The 15,897-nt window shown below is 72.8% G+C and carries 13 protein-coding genes and 2 pseudogenes; 5 read left to right on the plus strand and 10 right to left on the minus strand.

The window, feature by feature from the left end:
• Positions 1 to 32: 32 nt before the first annotated feature.
• The 3 genes and pseudogenes from AC0VY3_RS08910 to AC0VY3_RS08920 all read right to left on the minus strand — a co-directional run bounded on the left by AC0VY3_RS08910 (position 33) and on the right by AC0VY3_RS08920 (position 2,059).
• Positions 33 to 887, minus strand: a complete 855-nt coding sequence (locus tag AC0VY3_RS08910; protein WP_103509110.1) for a PhzF family phenazine biosynthesis isomerase — start codon at positions 885 to 887, stop codon at positions 33 to 35.
• A 100-nt stretch (positions 888 to 987) separates the two neighbouring features.
• Positions 988 to 1,191, minus strand: a pseudogene (locus AC0VY3_RS08915) (lamin tail domain-containing protein); the annotation flags it as partial.
• Between the two features lie 85 nt (positions 1,192 to 1,276).
• Complete coding sequence (locus AC0VY3_RS08920; protein WP_103509111.1) at positions 1,277 to 2,059, minus strand: SDR family oxidoreductase; 783 nt, start codon at positions 2,057 to 2,059, stop codon at positions 1,277 to 1,279.
• Between the two features lie 144 nt (positions 2,060 to 2,203).
• On the opposite strand from AC0VY3_RS08920, the gene AC0VY3_RS08925 reads away from it, so the two are divergent.
• The gene (locus tag AC0VY3_RS08925; protein WP_475549362.1) at positions 2,204 to 3,871 is read left to right on the plus strand and encodes an alkaline phosphatase D family protein; all 1,668 of its coding nucleotides are present in this window, start codon (positions 2,204 to 2,206) and stop codon (positions 3,869 to 3,871) included.
• Positions 3,872 to 3,877: 6 nt separating this feature from the next.
• Here the strand turns inward: AC0VY3_RS08925 and AC0VY3_RS08930 are convergent, their stop codons facing one another.
• Positions 3,878 to 4,873 (minus strand): Gfo/Idh/MocA family protein, encoded by a 996-nt coding sequence (locus AC0VY3_RS08930; protein WP_103509134.1) that lies wholly within the window; start codon positions 4,871 to 4,873, stop codon positions 3,878 to 3,880.
• A gap of 89 nt (positions 4,874 to 4,962) precedes the next feature.
• Between AC0VY3_RS08930 and AC0VY3_RS08935 the strand changes: the two genes are divergently transcribed.
• Positions 4,963 to 6,423, plus strand: coding sequence for a multidrug effflux MFS transporter (locus AC0VY3_RS08935; RefSeq protein WP_475549363.1), 1,461 nt, complete (start codon positions 4,963 to 4,965; stop codon positions 6,421 to 6,423).
• 27 nt (positions 6,424 to 6,450) lie between these two features.
• Here the strand turns inward: AC0VY3_RS08935 and AC0VY3_RS08940 are convergent, their stop codons facing one another.
• Positions 6,451 to 7,770 carry a hypothetical protein gene (locus AC0VY3_RS08940; RefSeq protein ID WP_475549364.1) on the minus strand — a complete coding sequence of 440 codons (1,320 nt, stop codon included), beginning with the start codon at positions 7,768 to 7,770 and terminating at the stop codon, positions 6,451 to 6,453.
• A 218-nt stretch (positions 7,771 to 7,988) separates the two neighbouring features.
• On the opposite strand from AC0VY3_RS08940, the gene AC0VY3_RS08945 reads away from it, so the two are divergent.
• Positions 7,989 to 8,984, plus strand: a complete 996-nt coding sequence (locus AC0VY3_RS08945; RefSeq protein ID WP_475549365.1) for a small ribosomal subunit Rsm22 family protein — start codon at positions 7,989 to 7,991, stop codon at positions 8,982 to 8,984.
• A gap of 18 nt (positions 8,985 to 9,002) precedes the next feature.
• Here the strand turns inward: AC0VY3_RS08945 and ddaH are convergent.
• Positions 9,003 to 9,839: pseudogene (gene ddaH, locus AC0VY3_RS08950) on the minus strand (dimethylargininase); the annotation flags it as partial.
• 207 nt (positions 9,840 to 10,046) lie between these two features.
• On the opposite strand from ddaH, the gene AC0VY3_RS08955 reads away from it, so the two are divergent.
• On the plus strand, positions 10,047 to 10,676 hold the full coding sequence (locus AC0VY3_RS08955; protein ID WP_103509115.1) for a TetR/AcrR family transcriptional regulator: 630 nt from the start codon (positions 10,047 to 10,049) through the stop codon (positions 10,674 to 10,676).
• Between the two features lie 163 nt (positions 10,677 to 10,839).
• On the plus strand, positions 10,840 to 11,586 hold the full coding sequence (locus AC0VY3_RS08960) for a bifunctional DNA primase/polymerase (RefSeq protein ID WP_103509116.1): 747 nt from the start codon (positions 10,840 to 10,842) through the stop codon (positions 11,584 to 11,586).
• Between the two features lie 71 nt (positions 11,587 to 11,657).
• On the opposite strand, the gene AC0VY3_RS08965 is transcribed toward AC0VY3_RS08960, so the two are convergent.
• The 4 genes from AC0VY3_RS08965 to AC0VY3_RS08980 form a co-directional block, all read right to left on the minus strand.
• Entirely contained in the window at positions 11,658 to 12,674 is a 1,017-nt protein-coding gene (locus AC0VY3_RS08965) for an SCO2278 family lipoprotein (protein ID WP_475549366.1), read from the minus strand.
• Positions 12,675 to 12,810: 136 nt separating this feature from the next.
• Positions 12,811 to 13,650 carry a heme ABC transporter ATP-binding protein gene (locus AC0VY3_RS08970; protein ID WP_475549367.1) on the minus strand — a complete coding sequence of 280 codons (840 nt, stop codon included), beginning with the start codon at positions 13,648 to 13,650 and terminating at the stop codon, positions 12,811 to 12,813.
• A complete protein-coding gene (locus tag AC0VY3_RS08975) occupies positions 13,647 to 14,783 on the minus strand; it encodes a FecCD family ABC transporter permease (RefSeq protein WP_475549368.1) in 1,137 nt (378 codons plus the stop codon). The genes AC0VY3_RS08970 and AC0VY3_RS08975 overlap by 4 nt, the downstream gene beginning before the upstream one ends.
• Positions 14,780 to 15,856 carry a heme/hemin ABC transporter substrate-binding protein gene (locus tag AC0VY3_RS08980; RefSeq protein ID WP_475549369.1) on the minus strand — a complete coding sequence of 359 codons (1,077 nt, stop codon included), beginning with the start codon at positions 15,854 to 15,856 and terminating at the stop codon, positions 14,780 to 14,782. Before AC0VY3_RS08980 ends, AC0VY3_RS08975 begins: the two co-directional genes overlap by 4 nt.
• Positions 15,857 to 15,897: the final 41 nt, after the last annotated feature.

A 15,897-nucleotide genomic window follows, 5' to 3' on the forward strand; every position in this document is an offset into this window, starting at 1 on the left:
TGATCCGCACTCCCCGTGCGGCGGGGCGCCGGTCAGCTGATCCGGGCGCCCGTTCCGCTGACCCGGACCCGGGCGTCGTCCGCCCGCAGTTCGACGGTGAGCGTGCCGGGGCGGCCCATGTCCGCTCCCTGGTGCAGCGTCAGCACCGCCGCCTCCGGTACGGCCCCGAGCTCGCGCGCGTACGCGCCGAAGGCCGCCGCCGCCGCGCCTGTCGCCGGGTCCTCCACGACCCCGCCCACCGGGAACGGGTCGCGGACGTGGAAGAGCTCGGGCCCCTCGCGCCACACCAGTTGCAGGGTGGTCAGGTCCAGCCGGTGCATCAGCGCTTCGAGCCGCGCGAAGTCGTAGTCCAGGTCCGCCAGCCGCTCCCGGGTGGCGGCGGCCAGGACCAGGTGCCGGGCGCCCGCGTAGGAGATCCGGGGCGGCAGGGCCGGGTCGAGATCGGCGGCCGCCCAGTCCAGGGCCGCCAGCGCCTCCGCCAGGTCCGCCGCGTCGGCCTCCTCGACCCGCGGGGCCACGCTGGTCAGGGTGGCGCGGAGCTCACCGTTCTCGCGGACGACGGTGACCGGCACCGTACCCGCGGCCGTGGCGAACTCCAGCTCTCCCGGCCCGTCCCGCTCCGCCAGCGCGAGCGCCGTGGCGACCGTGGCGTGGCCGCAGAAGGGCACCTCGGCCTTCGGGCTGAAGTAGCGGATCGTGTACGCGCCTTCGCCGGTCCGCTCCGTCAGGAACGCCGACTCGCTGTAGCCCACCTCCGCCGCGACGGCGAGCATCCGCTCCTCGTCGAGACGGGAGGCGTCCAGGACGACACCGGCGGGGTTCCCGCCCGCCGGGTCGGCGGAGAAGGCGGTGTAGCGCAGGACCTCGGGTCCGTGATCATGTGTCATGCACCACTCCAACCGCGCCGTCGCGCCCCTCATTCCCGGTACGGCGCGCGCAAGGGCCGGTCGCGGCCCCCCGTTCCGCGACCGGCTCTCCTCGGGTGCGTCAGTGGCAGTTCCTGACGCCCTTGTTCGCCTTCGTGGACTTCTTCCAGGAGCAGGAGTCCTGGAGCTTCCCGTTCGGCTTGATCAGCCGGGCTCTGTCGCCGGTGTTGTTCCAGACGTACGGGCCCCGGTTCCCGTGCACGGTGCCCGAGACGTTCTTGCCCTTGCCGGTCCGGAGCTTGACCGTCCTGCCCGCGCCGATGCTTCCGCATAGGGAGAGAAAAATTGCGAATCCGTTCAGCAAGTGGCCAGTTCGGGCAGGTTCGGATCGAATGTGGTCGCGTTCCGGCTCAGCCTCGTCCGACGTACGGCATGTTCGTCGCCAGGACCGTGGCGAACTGGATGTTCGCCTCCAACGGCAGCTCCGCCATGTGCAGCACCGTCCGCGCCACGTCGGCCGCGTCCATCACCGGCTCCACCGCCAGTTCCCCGTTGGCCTGGAGGATCCCGGTCCGCATCCGCTCGGTCATCTCCGTCGCCGCGTTGCCGATGTCGATCTGCCCGCAGGCGATCCGGTAGGGGCGGCCGTCCAGCGACAGCGACTTCGTCAGCCCGGTGATCGCGTGCTTGGTCGCGGTGTACGCGACCGAGTGCGGGCGCGGTGCGTGGGCGGAGATCGAGCCGTTGTTGATGATCCGGCCGCCCTGCGGGTCCTGCTCCTTCATCAGCCGGTACGCCGCCTGCGCGCACAGGAACGCGCCCGTCAGGTTCACGTCCACCACCGCCCGCCAGTCATCGGCGGCGAGATCCTCCAGCGCCACGCCGCCGGGGCCGAACGTGCCCGCGTTGTTGAACAGCAGGTCCAGCCGGCCGTACCGGTCCCGTACGGCGGTGAAGAGCGCGGCGACCTCGTCGGCGTCCGTCACGTCCGTGGTGACGCACAGCGCCTCGGTGTCCCCGGCGGCGGCCGCCGTCTCCGCCAGCGGCTCGGCCCGCCGGCCCGCCAGCGCGAGCGACCAGCCCGCGCGTGCGAGGGCGAGCGCGACGGCCCGCCCGATCCCCGATCCCGCACCCGTGACGACGGCGACCTTCCTGCCGGTCCGCTCGGTCCGTGCTGTCTGCTCAGTGTTCATGGCCCGGCAGCGTACGGGACGGATCCGTGCACAGGGCACGCGGTGCTCATCGACCCGCCATGCGGATGTTGTGCACGCGACAACGGTGAGTCGTCGCGGCCGACTGCCATGAATCCCGACAGCATCCGGGCTGAGGAGGGGCATATGACAGCCGCACGGACCATCATGACGCCCGATCAGAACACCCGAACCGACGAACTCCGCACCGCCGCCCGCTTACTGGAACCGGGCGTGGGGCGCAGGCGCTTCCTGACCGTCACCGGGGCCGCCGCCGCGCTCGCCTTCGCCGTGAACCTGCCCGCCGCCGGCACGGCGAGCGCCGCCGAACTCGACTCCCGCCGGATCACCGAGGACCCGTTCACCCTCGGTGTCGCCTCCGGCGACCCGCACCCCGGGTCCGTCCTGATCTGGACCCGGCTCGCCCCGCGCCCCTACGAGCCGGGCGGCGGACTGCCGGCCGGCCGGGTCGAGGTGCGCTGGGAGGTGGCCCGCGACGAGCGCTTCCGCCGCGTCGAGCGGCGCGGATCGGTCACCGCCCACCCGGAGTTCGCCCACAGCGTCCGCGCCGAGGTCCGGGGCCTCGACTCCGGCCGGATCTACTACTACCGCTTCCGCACCGGCGGCTGGACCAGCCCGGTCGGCCGCACCCGCACCGCCCCGGCCCCCGGAGCCCGTAACAGCTCCCTCACCCTGGCCGCCGTCTCCTGCCAGGCGTACCACGACGGGTACTTCACCGCCCACCGCCACCTCGCCGCCGAGGACGTCGACGTGGTGTTCCACCTCGGCGACTATCTGTACGAGTACGCCGTCACCGCCACCGGCGGGGCGCGGAACTACACCGACCGCACCCTCCCCGCGCACTACAACCGCGAGACGCAGAACCTGGAGGACTACCGGCTGCGCTACGCCCTCTACAAGTCCGACCCGGACCTGCGCGCCGCCCACGCCGCCCACCCCTTCGTCGTCACCTGGGACGACCACGAGACCGAGAACAACTACGGGGGCGAGATCCCGGAGAACGACGTACCCCCCGAGGAGTTCCTGCTGCGCCGCGCCGCCGCGTACCGCGCGTACTGGGAGAACCAGCCGCTGCGCACCCCGCAGCGCCCCACCGGCCCGGACATGACGCTCTACCGCCGCCTCCGCTTCGGCCGGCTCGCTCAGTTCGACATCCTCGACACCCGCCAGTACCGCAGCGACCAGGCGTACGGCGACGGCTGGCGCACCCCCGGGCCCGAGTCCGAGGACCCGGCGCGCACCATGACCGGGGCCACCCAGGAACGCTGGCTGATCGACGGCTGGCGCGCCTCCGGCGCCACCTGGAACGTCGTCCCGCAGCAGGTCACCTTCGCCCGGCGGCGCAATGTGCCCACCGACGCCTACAAGCTGTCGATGGACTCCTGGGACGGCTACCCGGCCTCCCGGCAGCGGATCCTGGCCGGGGCCGAGGCCGCCGGGGTGGAGAACCTGATGGTCCTCACCGGAGACGTCCACGTCTCCTACGCCTTCGACCTCAAGAAGGACTTCGACGACCCCGCATCGCGCACCGTCGGCACGGAGATCGTCACCACCTCCGTCTCCAGCGGCAAGGACGGCGCGGACCGGCCCGCCAACTGGGAGAACCAGACCCGCGCCAACCCGCACCTGAAGCACTACAACGGGCGGCGCGGCTACGCCCTCGTCACCCTCGGCACCGAGGAGGCCCGCGCCGACTTCCGTACGGTGGCGGCCGTCACGACCCCCGGAGCGCCGCTCGCCACCGCCGCCTCCTTCGTCACCGAGGCGGGGAACCCGGGGCTCACCCCCGCGTAACCGGGCTCAGCGGTCCGCCGGATAGCGGACGCCGATGCGGTCCCGTACCGCGTCGAGCGTCCGCATCACCGCGAGCGAGCCCGCCAGCGGGACGAGCGGAGACTCGGTCTCGCCCGCCCGCACCGCGCGCATCACCTCGGCCGCCTCGTACTGCATGCCCGAGAGCCCCTGCGGACCGGGCCCCGAGGTGATCGTCTCCGGCTCCGCGCCCGCCCGCCGCAGCACGAAGTGGTCCGGGTGGAAGAAGTCGCGCGGGATGTCGATCCGCCCGGCCGTGCCGATCACGGTGGCCGCCGTCGGATGGTGGCCGACGATCGAGCAGGACAGCAGCGCGGTCGCCCCCGACTCCCAGCCGAGCAGCATCCCCGTGTTCAGGTCGACGCCTTCCGGCGACAGCAGCGCGTCCGCCTGCACCCGGTCCGGCTCGCCCAGCAGCAGTTGCGCGAACGACACCGGATAGACCCCGAGGTCCAGCAGCGCCCCGCCGCCCAGGTCCGGATCGCGCAGCCGGTGCCCCGGAGCGAAGTCGCCCGCGAAGCCGAAGTCCGCCTGTACGGTACGGATCTCGCCGATCGCCCCGTCGCGGACCAGTTCGGTCAGCCGGCGGACCACCGGGTTGAGGTAGGTCCACATGGCCTCCATCAGGAACAGGCCGCGCTCCCGGGCCAGCGCCACCAGCTCCACCGCCTCCCGGCTGTTGAGCGTGAACGCCTTCTCGCACAGCACATGCTTTCCGGCCCGCAGCGCCAGCCCGGCCGCCGCGTGGTGCGCCGAGTGCGGCGTGGCCACGTACACCACGTCCACCTCGTCGTCGGCGACCAGCTCCGCCCAGCTGCCGTAGGCCCGCCCGATCCCGTGCCGCTCCGCGAAGGCCCGCGCCGAGGCCTCCGTGCGCGAGGCGACGGCCACCACCTCCGCGTCGGGCAGCTTCTGTACGTCCGTCGTGAACGTCGCGGCTATGCCGCCCGTCGCCAGAACACCCCAGCGCACCGTCTCACCCATGCCCGCCACCCCAGCCCGCCCGAAAAAGGTATCGACCACTCCGGCCGAGCTGAGAGCATAGATGCGGATTCAACGATGTGGAGAAGAGAATGCCGGACAGCGGCGGCAGCCGGGCCCAGCGAGCGCACATACCCACCTCCGGGACCGGTCCCGGAGCCGACGCGAACCCCGGCACCGGACCCGGCGCCGACGGCGACCCGGCCGTCCCGCACGGCGACGCGGGCGCCCTCGCCGTCGACCCGGCGGCCCCGCAGGTCACCGCCCCCGCAGGCCTGCCGGACACCCCTGTCCTGCCGGAAGCCCCCGGCCTCCCCGGCCCGGCGGCGAAGGCGGCCCGGCGCACCGGGCTCCTGGTCACCCTGGTCCTCGGCGGACTCACCGCACTGCCGCCGCTGTCCATGGACATGTACCTCCCGGCGCTCCCCGCGGTCACCGACTCGCTGAGCGCCCCCGCCGCCACCATCCAGCTCACCCTGACCGCCTGCCTGGCCGGCATGGCCCTCGGCCAGCTCGTCGTCGGACCGATGAGCGACCGGTGGGGCCGCCGGAAGCCGCTGCTCCTCGGCATGGTCGTCTACGTCCTCGCCACCGCGATCTGCGCCCTGGCCCCCACCGCCGAACTCCTCATCGGCTTCCGCCTCCTCCAGGGGCTCGCGGGCGCGGCCGGCATCGTCATCGCGCGGGCCGTGGTGCGCGACCTCTACGACGGCGTGGAGATGGCCCGGTTCTTCTCCACCCTGATGCTGATCTCCGGCGTCGCCCCGATCATCGCGCCGCTGATCGGCGGGCAGGTCCTGCGGGTCACCGACTGGCGCGGCATCTTCGTCGTCCTGACCGGCGTCGGCATCGCGCTCACCCTCGTCGTGTGGAAGTGGCTGCACGAGACGCTGCCGCCCACCGACCGCCACACCGGCGGCGTCACCGACGCCCTGCGGACCATGCGCGGGCTCCTCGCCGACCGGGTCTTCACCGGCTACATGATCGCGGGCGGCCTCGCCTTCGCCGTCCTCTTCGCCTACATCTCCGCCTCCCCGTTCGTCGTGCAGGAGATCTACGGGGCCTCGCCGCAGACCTTCAGCCTGCTCTTCGGGCTCAACTCGATCGGTCTGATCGCGGTCGGGCAGATCAACGGCAAGCTGCTCGTGGGCCGGTTCAGCCTCGACAAGGTGCTCGGCTTCGGCCTGGCGGTGATCGTGCTGGCCGCCGTCGCCCTGCTGCTCATGACGACCGGCGTCTTCGGCGAGGCCGGACTGGTGCCGGTCGCGGCCGGGCTGTTCGTGCTGATGTCGGCGATGGGCCTCGCGATGCCGAACACCAACGCCCAGGCCCTGATGCGGACCAAGCACGCGGCGGGCTCCGCCTCCGCGCTGCTCGGCACGTCCTCGTTCCTCATCGGCGCCATCGCCTCCCCGCTGGTCGGCATCGCCGGGGAGGACACGGCCGTCCCGATGGCCGTCGTCCAGGTCGTGTGCGCGGTGGCGGCGGTGGCCTGCTTCCTGCTCCTGTGCCGCCCCTGGCAGCGCGCGGGACGCGAGGCCGGCGGCCTCTGAGGCCTCAAGGAGCAGGCCGGGGACGGCTCAGCCGGTGCGCGGGTAGCCGATCAGATGCGTGCGGTCCTGCCGGTCCGTCCAGCGGAACACCCCGACCCCCGTCGTCTCCGTCCCCGGCAGCCGGGCGTTGCGCGACAGCCGCTCGGTGCTCCAGGTCGCGAAGTCCATCGTGACCGGGAGCCCGCCGCCGGACAGCGCCTCCGAGGCGTCGCGCGCGTTCTCGGCCCCGTACGCGATGCCGTCGTCCGTCACCGTGGCCAGCGTCAGATGGGCGGTGCCGCCCTCGTCCTCGAAGCAGCGGCCCTGCTTCGCCTCCAGATCGAACGCCAGGTTCCCGGCGATCAGATACTCGCCCGAGGGCGAGAGGACCGCCTGGGGGTAGCGCCCCGGCTTTATGGCGGGCCGGTGGCACTCCACCGAGGCGAGCACCTCGCCGGTCGCCGCGTCGTGCACCGCCCACAGCTCATGGGTCGCCGCCCGCTTGGTCTTCTTCGCGGGCGCCCACTTCGCCAGCACCTGGTCCGTGGTCACCGACGTCACCACACCGCTGTCCTGCTCGGTGCCCTTGGGCGCCACCTTCCGGCTGAACCAGCCGCCGCGCACCCAGAACTCCCGGGCCCCGCCCAGCAGCAGACCCCCGGCGGTCTGACCGTGCACCTCGGTGAGCTGCTTGCAGGCCGTGCAGCCCTTGGGGTACTTCAGCTCGGCCGTGCCCAGTTCGGAGACCTCGCCGGTGACCGGGTCGACCAGCGTGCTGTTCGCCTTCGCGTCGCTGATCACGATGTCCGGCCCGGTCGTGCTGACGTCCGGGGCGCCGGACCACGGCACCTCGACGCGCTGCCGCTTCCCGTTGGTGACGTCGTACAGATCGAGCGCGAGGAAGGTGCTCGACGGGGACAGTCCGTCGCCGACCTTCCCGTAGGACCAGGTCACGAAGAACTGCCGGTCGCCCTTGGTCACCGTGGCGAGCTTCGGGTAGTGCAGCGGGTCCGGCGGCCGCCAGGCCCGGCTCTTCCAGCCCAGCTCGCCGGTGGCCGTGTCGACCGTGCGCAGCCGGTAGCGGTTCCCGTCGGCCTGCTCCAGATAGGCCAGCAGACCCGTCGCATGGGAGACGGCGACGTCGGGGGAGGAGCCGATGATCTCCCAGCCCCGGTCCGTCGTGTACTGCGGCGGAACCGTCAGCCGGGTCACCGGACCCGCGCTCGGCAGCACCGGCTTCGCCGCCCCGGAGGCCGCGTCGTCCTTCCCGCCGCGGTCGGGGCTGCCGCCGCAGGTGGCCAGCAGCAGGAGCAGGGCGAGAAAAACCACCCCGCCGACCAGGGTCAGCCGCACGATCTTCTGTCTCATGGCTCCCCGCCGGACCATCGTGACCTCATGCCGTCCACGCGCGGGCCAGCGTAGCAACAGGCCTCCGGCCGCGTGGAGTTCGGCAGAATCCTGTTCCGTACCGGTTACCTGGAACTGCTGTGCGGGCCCACCGCGCCGCCCGCGTGGTCTCCCGTACCCCCTGGGGCGGCGATGAAGCGGAATGCGTCCGCCGGGTCGCCTCCGCCTACAATTCGGCGGTGAACGTCACCCTCCCCACCGCACAGTCCCTGCGCGCGGCGCTGGCCGGGCTGCTCGACGGACTGCCGCCCAAGCAGGCCACGCAGGCCGTCGACCGGCTGATCGCCAGCTACCGCGGGGAGACCCCGACGAACGCCCCGATCCTGCGCGACCGCTCCGACGTCGTCGCGTACGCCGCGTACCGCATGCCCGCCACCTTCGAAGCCGTACGGGCCGCCCTCGACGCCCTCGTCGAGGCCGCGCCCGACTGGACGCCCGCCACCCACACCGACGTCGGCGGCGGCACCGGCGCGGCGAGCTGGGCCGTCGCCGGGGCCTGGGAGGGCCCTGCCACCACCGTCCTGGACTGGGCCGAACCGGCCCTCGCGCTCGGCCGTGAACTGGCCGAGGCCTCCGGAGTGCCGGCGCTCCGCGAGGTGCGCTGGGAGCAGGCCCGGATCGGCGCGGCGCCGGCGCTGGACCCGGCGGACCTGATCACCGTCAGCTACGTCCTCAAGGAGCTGACGGCCGCCGCCAGGACCGAGCTGGTCGACGCGGCGGCGGCCGCCGGGCAGGCCGTGGTGATCGTGGAGCCCGGCACCCCCGACGGATACGCCCGGATCATCGAGGCCCGCGACCGGCTGATCGCCGCCGGGCTGAGCATCGCGGCCCCCTGCCCGCACAGCGACGCCTGCCCGATCGCCCCCGGCAGCGACTGGTGCCACTTCTCGGCCCGGGTCAGCCGCTCCTCGCTGCACCGGCAGGTCAAGGGCGGCTCGCTCAGCCACGAGGACGAGAAGTTCAGTTACGTCGTCGCCACCCGCTTCCCCACCGCCCCGGCGGCCGCCCGGATCACCCGCAGGCCGCAGATCCGCAAGGGCCAGGTGCTGCTGGAGCTGTGCACCCGCGAGGAGGGCCTGGCCCGCTCCACGGTCACCAAGCGGCACGGCGAGCTCTACCGGGCGGCCAGGAACATCGCCTGGGGCGATCCCTGGCCGCCGGAGAGCACCGGCTGACCGCGCCTCGGACACGCCCTAGCCGCGCAGCTCCTGGGTGCAGCACTTCACGCTGCCGCCGCCCTTGAGCAGCTCGCCCAGATCCATCGGGACCGGCTCGAAGCCCCGGTCCCGCAGCGGGTCCAGCAGCCCCGTCGCCCCCTGGGGCAGCAGGACGTGGCGCCCGTCGCTCACCGAGTTGAGGCCGAACGCCGCCGCGTCCGCCTCCCGGGCGAGCAGCGCGTCCGGGAACAGCCGGCGCAGCACCGCCCGGCTGGCGGGGGAGAAGGCGTCCGGGTAGTACATGATCTCGTCGGCCGCCGCGTCCAGCACACAGAGCGCGGTGTCCAGGTGGTAGTAGCGCGGATCCACCAGATCGAGGCCGATGACCGGCACCCCGAAGAACTCCTGGGCCTCCATGTGCGACAGCGGGCTGGAGCGGAAGCCGCGCCCGGCCAGCAGATACGAGGCGGTGACGGCGAAGTCCCCCTCGCCCTCGTTGACGTGCTCCGGCTCACGGACCTCGGCGAAGCCGTGCTCCCGGAACCAGTCCCGGTGGGCCGCGGCCTCCTCGAACCGCTCCCGGTACGCGAACAGCGCGCCGAGCACCCGGCCGCCGATCACCGTGGCGCCGTTGGCGGCGAAGACCATGTCCGGCAGGTCCGGGCGGGGCGTGAGCAGCTCCACGGTGTGGCCGAGGGCCCGGTAGCGGTCGCGCAGGTCCTCCCACTGGGTCTGGGCCAGCGGCAGGTCGACGGGTTTGGACGGGTCCATCCACGGGTTGATGGAGTAGGTGACCCGGAAGTGCGTCGGTGCGCACATCAGGTAGCGACGAGGGGTGGCGTCACGGTTCAACTCGGGCTCCTCGCGAACGGCGGCGACGGCCGCGGAACGGTGGGATGCGCACGGTCTGTGCGTGAGCCCATGGTGCGCCGTGCGCGCCGGATCCGCAGTGAACCGATCGGGTGGTTCACCGGACCGCCCGGTCGAGGCCGTCAGGACGCCAGGTGCGGCGCCGAGGCGAGACGCCATGGACCACACCAAGACGATACGTATCGGCTCGCCCGGCGCTAGATTGGCCGTATGGCTCCCACCAAAGCACCCGACTCCAGCCGCCGCAGCGACCGCTCCCGCCGCGCGATCCACGACGCCGCCCTCGCCCTCGTCGGCGAGGTGGGCTACCGGCGCACGACGATCGAGGGTATCGCCGCCCGCGCCGGGGTCGGCAAGCAGACCATCTACCGCTGGTGGCCCTCCAAGGCCGCCGTGCTCATGGAAGCCTTCCTGGACCTGGCGGGCCGGGCCGCCGAGGAGGCCGGTCCGCAGTCCGGCGAGGCCGCCCAGGGCATCCCCGACACCGGCGATCTCGCCGCCGACCTCAAGTTCGTCCTGCGGGCCACCGTCGACGAGCTGAACGACCCGGCGCTGGCGGTCCCCACCCGCGCACTGACCGCCGAGGGCATCGTGGACGCGAAGGTGGGCGCCGAATTCGTCGAGAAGCTGCTCGAACCGCAGCTCGCGTTGTACGTCACACGGCTGCGGGCCGCCCAGGAGGCCGGACACGTCCGCGCCGACGCCGATCCCCGGATCGCGCTGGAGCTGCTCGTCGGCCCGCTGATGCACCGCTGGCTGCTCCGGACCCGGCCGCTCACCCACGCGTACGCCGATGCGATCGTCGACCACACCCTCGGCGGCCTCACCCCACGGACCTGACCCGGCGGTGATCGTTATCCGTTATGTGGTGACATCGGGCGTGATGGTGCTCACTCGGTGCAGTGGTACACGGCCTCGCTGCTGAACTCTGGCCACCCGAACCGCAGGATGGTGCGACCATGGACAGACAACGCTGAGGTGAACTGCTGAGGTGAGGGGATAGATGGGCGCCGATTCCGGCCGTTTCCGCGGCACAGAGAGCAGGATCTCCCAGTGGCTGCGGCGACGTCCCAAATCACCGGGGGCCGAAGCCGAGGAGTCGGCCAGAGTGGGGCTGCTCCTGGCGGTCGCCGACGCGGGCATGCCCATCGCCCCCGCCGCCCACCCCCTCGGATACCGATGTTCGTGCGAACGCATCGGCTGTCCCACCCCCGCCCGGCACCCTGTCTCCTTCGCCTGGCAGACGCAGTCGACCACCGACCGCGCCCAGATCGAGCGCTGGGCCGCCGGCCAGCCGCTGGCCAACTTCATCACCGCGACCGGCATGATCCACGACGTGCTGGACGTTCCGCTCACCGCCGGCCGCAGCGCCCTGGAGCGTCTTCTCGACGCGGGCATCGACGTCGGCCCGGTCGCCCAGTCCGGCGAGGACCGGATGCTGTTCTTCACCGCCACCCGCGGCACCCCCGAGGACGAGGACGAGTGGTGGCCCTGCGAGCTGGACTGCCACCCCGAGACCATGGACGCCCACCCGGGCCTGCGCTGGCACTGCCGCGGCAGCTACGTCCTCCTGCCGCCCGCCCGCCTTCCCGGTGAGCTGGACGTCCACTGGGTGCGCGGCCCCGAGCACGAGCTGCCCGACCCGCTGACCCTGCTGGAGACGCTGACCGACGCCTGCGCGCGGTATGCGGGCAGCGCCGAGCAGAGCGAGCTGGACCACGACTCGATCGCCTGGCCGCTGAGCCGCTGAGCCACTGGGCCGCCCGTCGGCCTGAGCGGTCTCCCGCCTTCGGCGAGCCGTCCGCCCGGGCCGCTGCCGGCCTATTCGCCCTTCGCCGCGACCAGGCCCGGCAGCCGGTTCAGCATCCGCACCTTGCCGCCGGAGCCCGTGCCGGCCCCGGCCGTCCCGGCGCGCGGCGGCACGTGCACCAGCTGGCTGGAGACCCGCTCCTTGGTGAGGCTGCTGTTCACCTCGCCGGTCAGCAGCGCCTTCACATCCTGGTTGACCTCCGGCCTGAGTCCCTTCGCCGCGGTCTGACGCTCGAAGTGCTTGCTGCTGAAGAAGACCAGCGCCCCGCCGTCCTCGGTGCGCAGCCCGAGCGGTGCGAACGCCGCCCCGGCCAGCGGCTGGTCGATGTACTGGTACGTGAACCCCGCCCGCCGGGTGGTCCGCCGCGTCTCGCGCCAGCCCGAGGTCGCCGTGCCCGGCGTGAACACATCGGGCTCGCCGTCCCGCAGATACGCGGTGTAGGAGGTGCTCAGATCCGCCGGGGCGACGGCCAGCGCCTCGTCCTCCGGCTCCACCGGGGTGGCGAGCCCGTCCTCGTCCAGGGTGAACTCCGGTACCTGGGACGGCGGGACGACCGCGAGATACGACGCCTTCCACAGCGCGTCGGGGCCCGACCGTACGAACACCACCAGCCAGCGGGTGTCCAGCTTCCCGCCGTCCTGGTCGCGGTTGGAGTCGGTGTCCGCGAGGAACCAGCGCGGCCAGCCCGCCTTCTTGGGGATGATGTAGGTCGCGTCGTCCAGCACCAGCGGCTTGTGCGCCTTGTTGCCGTCCGGGTTGTACGTCTGCCGCGCCTTCAGGCCCGCCTGGTTGATCGCGCCGAGCGAACCCGTCACCCGGTCCGCGTCCAGCGCCGGATCGAACGCCTTGTCCGCCGCGTTGTAGGCGTCGGTGAAGTCCTTCAGCGCCTGCGCGGCCTCGGACTTCTTCGCCCCGGGCAGCACTTCGAGCTCCCCGTGCACCGTCACACAGCCGCTCGCGGTCAGGCACAGCACCGTCGCCGTCGCGAGCCCCGCCGTCAGCCGACCCAGTCCAGGGTGTCTCGTCATCCGTTGCTTCTGCGCCTTCTGATCCGTCGCCCGCACTGACCGTCGAAACCCTACCCGGGTGGTGAACGGCGTGCGGGCGGGGACCGGATACAGCGTCCACACCGTGACCTGAGTGAGGACAAGCCCGGGAACCGCGTCAGTCCTGACGTACCGGCACGATCAGCGGCGTACCCGTACGCGGATGGGGGAAGACCTCCACCGGCTGCCGGTAGACCTCGCCGAGCAGTTCCCCGGTGAAGACCTCGTCCGGCGCGCCCAGTTCCGCGATCCGCCCGTCGTGCAGCACGGCGGCCCGGTCCGCGTACGCCGCGGCGAGGCCGAGATCGTGCAGCACGACCACCACCGCGTCCCCGGCGGCCGCCCGCTCCCGGCAGATCCGCAGCACCAGCTCCTGGTGGCGCAGGTCCAGGGCGGCGGTCGGCTCGTCGAGCAGCATCAGCGGGGCCCGCTGCGCCAGCACCCGGGCCAGCGCCACCCGGGCCCTCTCCCCGCCCGACAGCGCCGAGAACGGGCGACCCGCGAAGCGGGTCACCTCGGTGGCCGCCATCGCCGCCGCCACCGCCGCGTCGTCCTCGTCCTCCCGCTCCGTACCGGCCCAGGGCGCCCGCCCCATCCGTACGACGTCCTTCACCGGGAACGGGAAGGACAGCGCGGCGGACTGCGGCAGCACCGAGCGGCGCAGCGCCAGTTCGGGCGCGGACCACGCGTCGGCCGGGCGGCCGTCGATCCGCACCTCGCCGCTCCCGGGGGCCAGATCGGCGGCCAGCGCCGCCAGCAGCGTCGACTTGCCCGCGCCGTTCGGCCCGACCAGGGCGACCACCTCGCCCGCGTGCGCGGTCAGATCGACGGAGTCCAGCACCTGCCGCTGCCCGAGCCGGACCGACAGGCCGACCGCCTCGACGGCACAGGAGCCGGAGGCGACGGGCGAGGGCAGCTCCCGGGGACGTACCGCGAACAGATCTCTCAGCGTCCTCATGCCCAACCACCTTGCTTACGACGGGTCCTGCGCAGCAGCCAGAAGAAGAAAGGGCTGCCGAAGAGCGCGGTCAGCACCCCGAGCGGCAGTTCGGCGGGGGCCGCGACCGTACGGGCCGCGAGGTCGCCCGCCACCAGGATCAGGGCGCCGCCGAGCGCACTGCCCGGGACGAGGAAACGGTGGCCGGGGCCGTTCGCCATCCGCAGCAGATGCGGGACGAGCAGACCGACGAAGGAGATGATCCCGGCGACGGCGACCGCGGCGGCCGTCAGCAGCGCCACCACCAGCACCAGCACGATCCGCAGCCGCTCCACGTCCACGCCCAGGTGCCTGGCGGGCCGCTCGCCGAGGGCCAGCAGGTCCAGCTTGCGCGAGTGGAACGGGGCGATGAGGAGCCCGGCCAGTGCGCACGGCAGCACGGCCAGCACCTTGGGCCAGGTCGCCTGGGAGAGCGAACCGAGCTGCCAGAAGGTGATCTGGGTGATCTGCGCGTTGTCCGCGAAGAAGATGAACAGACCGATCAGCGCGCCCGCGAAGGCGTTGACGGCGATACCGGTGAGGATCAGCGTCACCACCTCGGTCCGGCCGGCGGAGCGCGAGAGCGCGTAGACGAGCAGCACGGTGGCCAGGCCCGCGACGAACGCGAAGACGGTGATGGTCCAGTTGCCGAAGAAGGTCAGGCCGAGGGCGATCGAGGCGACCGCGCCGACCGCCGCACCCGCCGAGATCCCGATCACGCCGGGCTCGGCCAGCGGATTGCCGAACACGCCCTGCATCAGGGCGCCCGCGCAGCCGAGCGACGCGCCGACGAGCACCGCGAGGGCGACCCGGGGGAGCCGTACGTTCCACAGGACGCTCTCGCCGACCCGGTCCAGCGCCTGGCCGCCGAGCCCGATCCGGTGCTGCACGGAGGACAGGACGTCGCCGAGCGGAATGTTGTACGCGCCGATCGCGGCGGACAGCAGACAGCCGGCGAGCAGGGCGAGGGAGAGCACCGCGGTCAGCACGAACGCCCTGCTGCGGGGGGACTCGGGGACAGCGCCCGCCGTGCCCTCCGCGTCCTGCGGCCCCTTCGCGCCCTTGCCCGTGGACTTCCCCACGGGCTCGGTGCGTTCCTCGGAGGAGGTGGTCACTGGCCCTTGCCGCCCTTCGCGTACAGCTGCTCGACGATCCCGGTGAGCACCCGGTCGGTGCGCGGCCCGTAGTTGAGCAGCACCCCGTCGTCGACCGTGACGACCCGGCGGTCCATGCCGGCCGGGGTCTCCGCGATACCGGGGATCTTCACCAGGCCGTCCATGCCGCCGACCGACTCCAACCCCTTGGTCATCAGGAGGATCGCGTCCGGCGCGGCCTTGGCGAGCGCCTCGCTGGTGATGGCGGTGAAGTCCTTGTTCAGGCCCGACTCCTTGCCGGCGTCGACCGCGCCCGCCGCCTCCAGCAGCGAACTGGCCCCGGACTCCGCGCCGCCCAGCAGATAGACGGAGGCCGAACCGCGCAGATAGAGGAAGGCGACCCGGGGCTTCTTGCCGTCGGCGTGGTCCGGGATGGACTTCTGGACGTCGGCGATCCGCTTCTCGGTGCGCTCCTTCAACTCGGTACCGGCCGACGGTACGCCCAGGGCCTCGGCGACGGTGTCGATACGGCGGCCGACGTCGTCGAGCCCCTTGGCCGGCTCGACGACGAGCAGCGGGATGCCCGCGTCGCGGATCTGGTCGATCGCCTCGGACGGTCCCGTGGTGGTGTCGGCGAGGACGATCGTCGGCTTCAGCGAGAGCACGCTCTCCGCCGAGACGTCATGGGCCCGGGTCACCACCGGGAGCTTCTCCGCCTGTTCGAAGGTGGCGGTGATGTCCCGGGCGACGACCTGCTTGCCGAAGCCGAGCGTGAAGACGATCTCGCTCAGCGATCCGGTCAGCGGCACGATCCGGTCGGTGGAGCCGATCGTGACCTTCGTGCCGTCCGCCGAGTCGACCGTCACCGGCAACTTCGGCGCGGGCGGGGCGGCCAGCGGCTCGACCCGGTCGGCGTCGGCGCTGCTCCTGGCGGACTCCGGCGCGGGATCGTCGTTTCCGCCGCAGCCGGTCAGGAGCAGGGCGAAGGCCACGGCGGCGGTGAGGGCGGCGGCCGCCCTGCCCCGGGCCGGGCGACGGCGGGCCGTGCGTCCGGTGTCCGGGCCCGTCGGGGCGAAGTCCTGCGAGATGCGCACTGGGCACCGTCCTGTCGTTCCGCGGCGTGCGGTGGGTGGTT

It is taken from the genome of Streptomyces sp. iso_384, assembly GCF_056172905.1.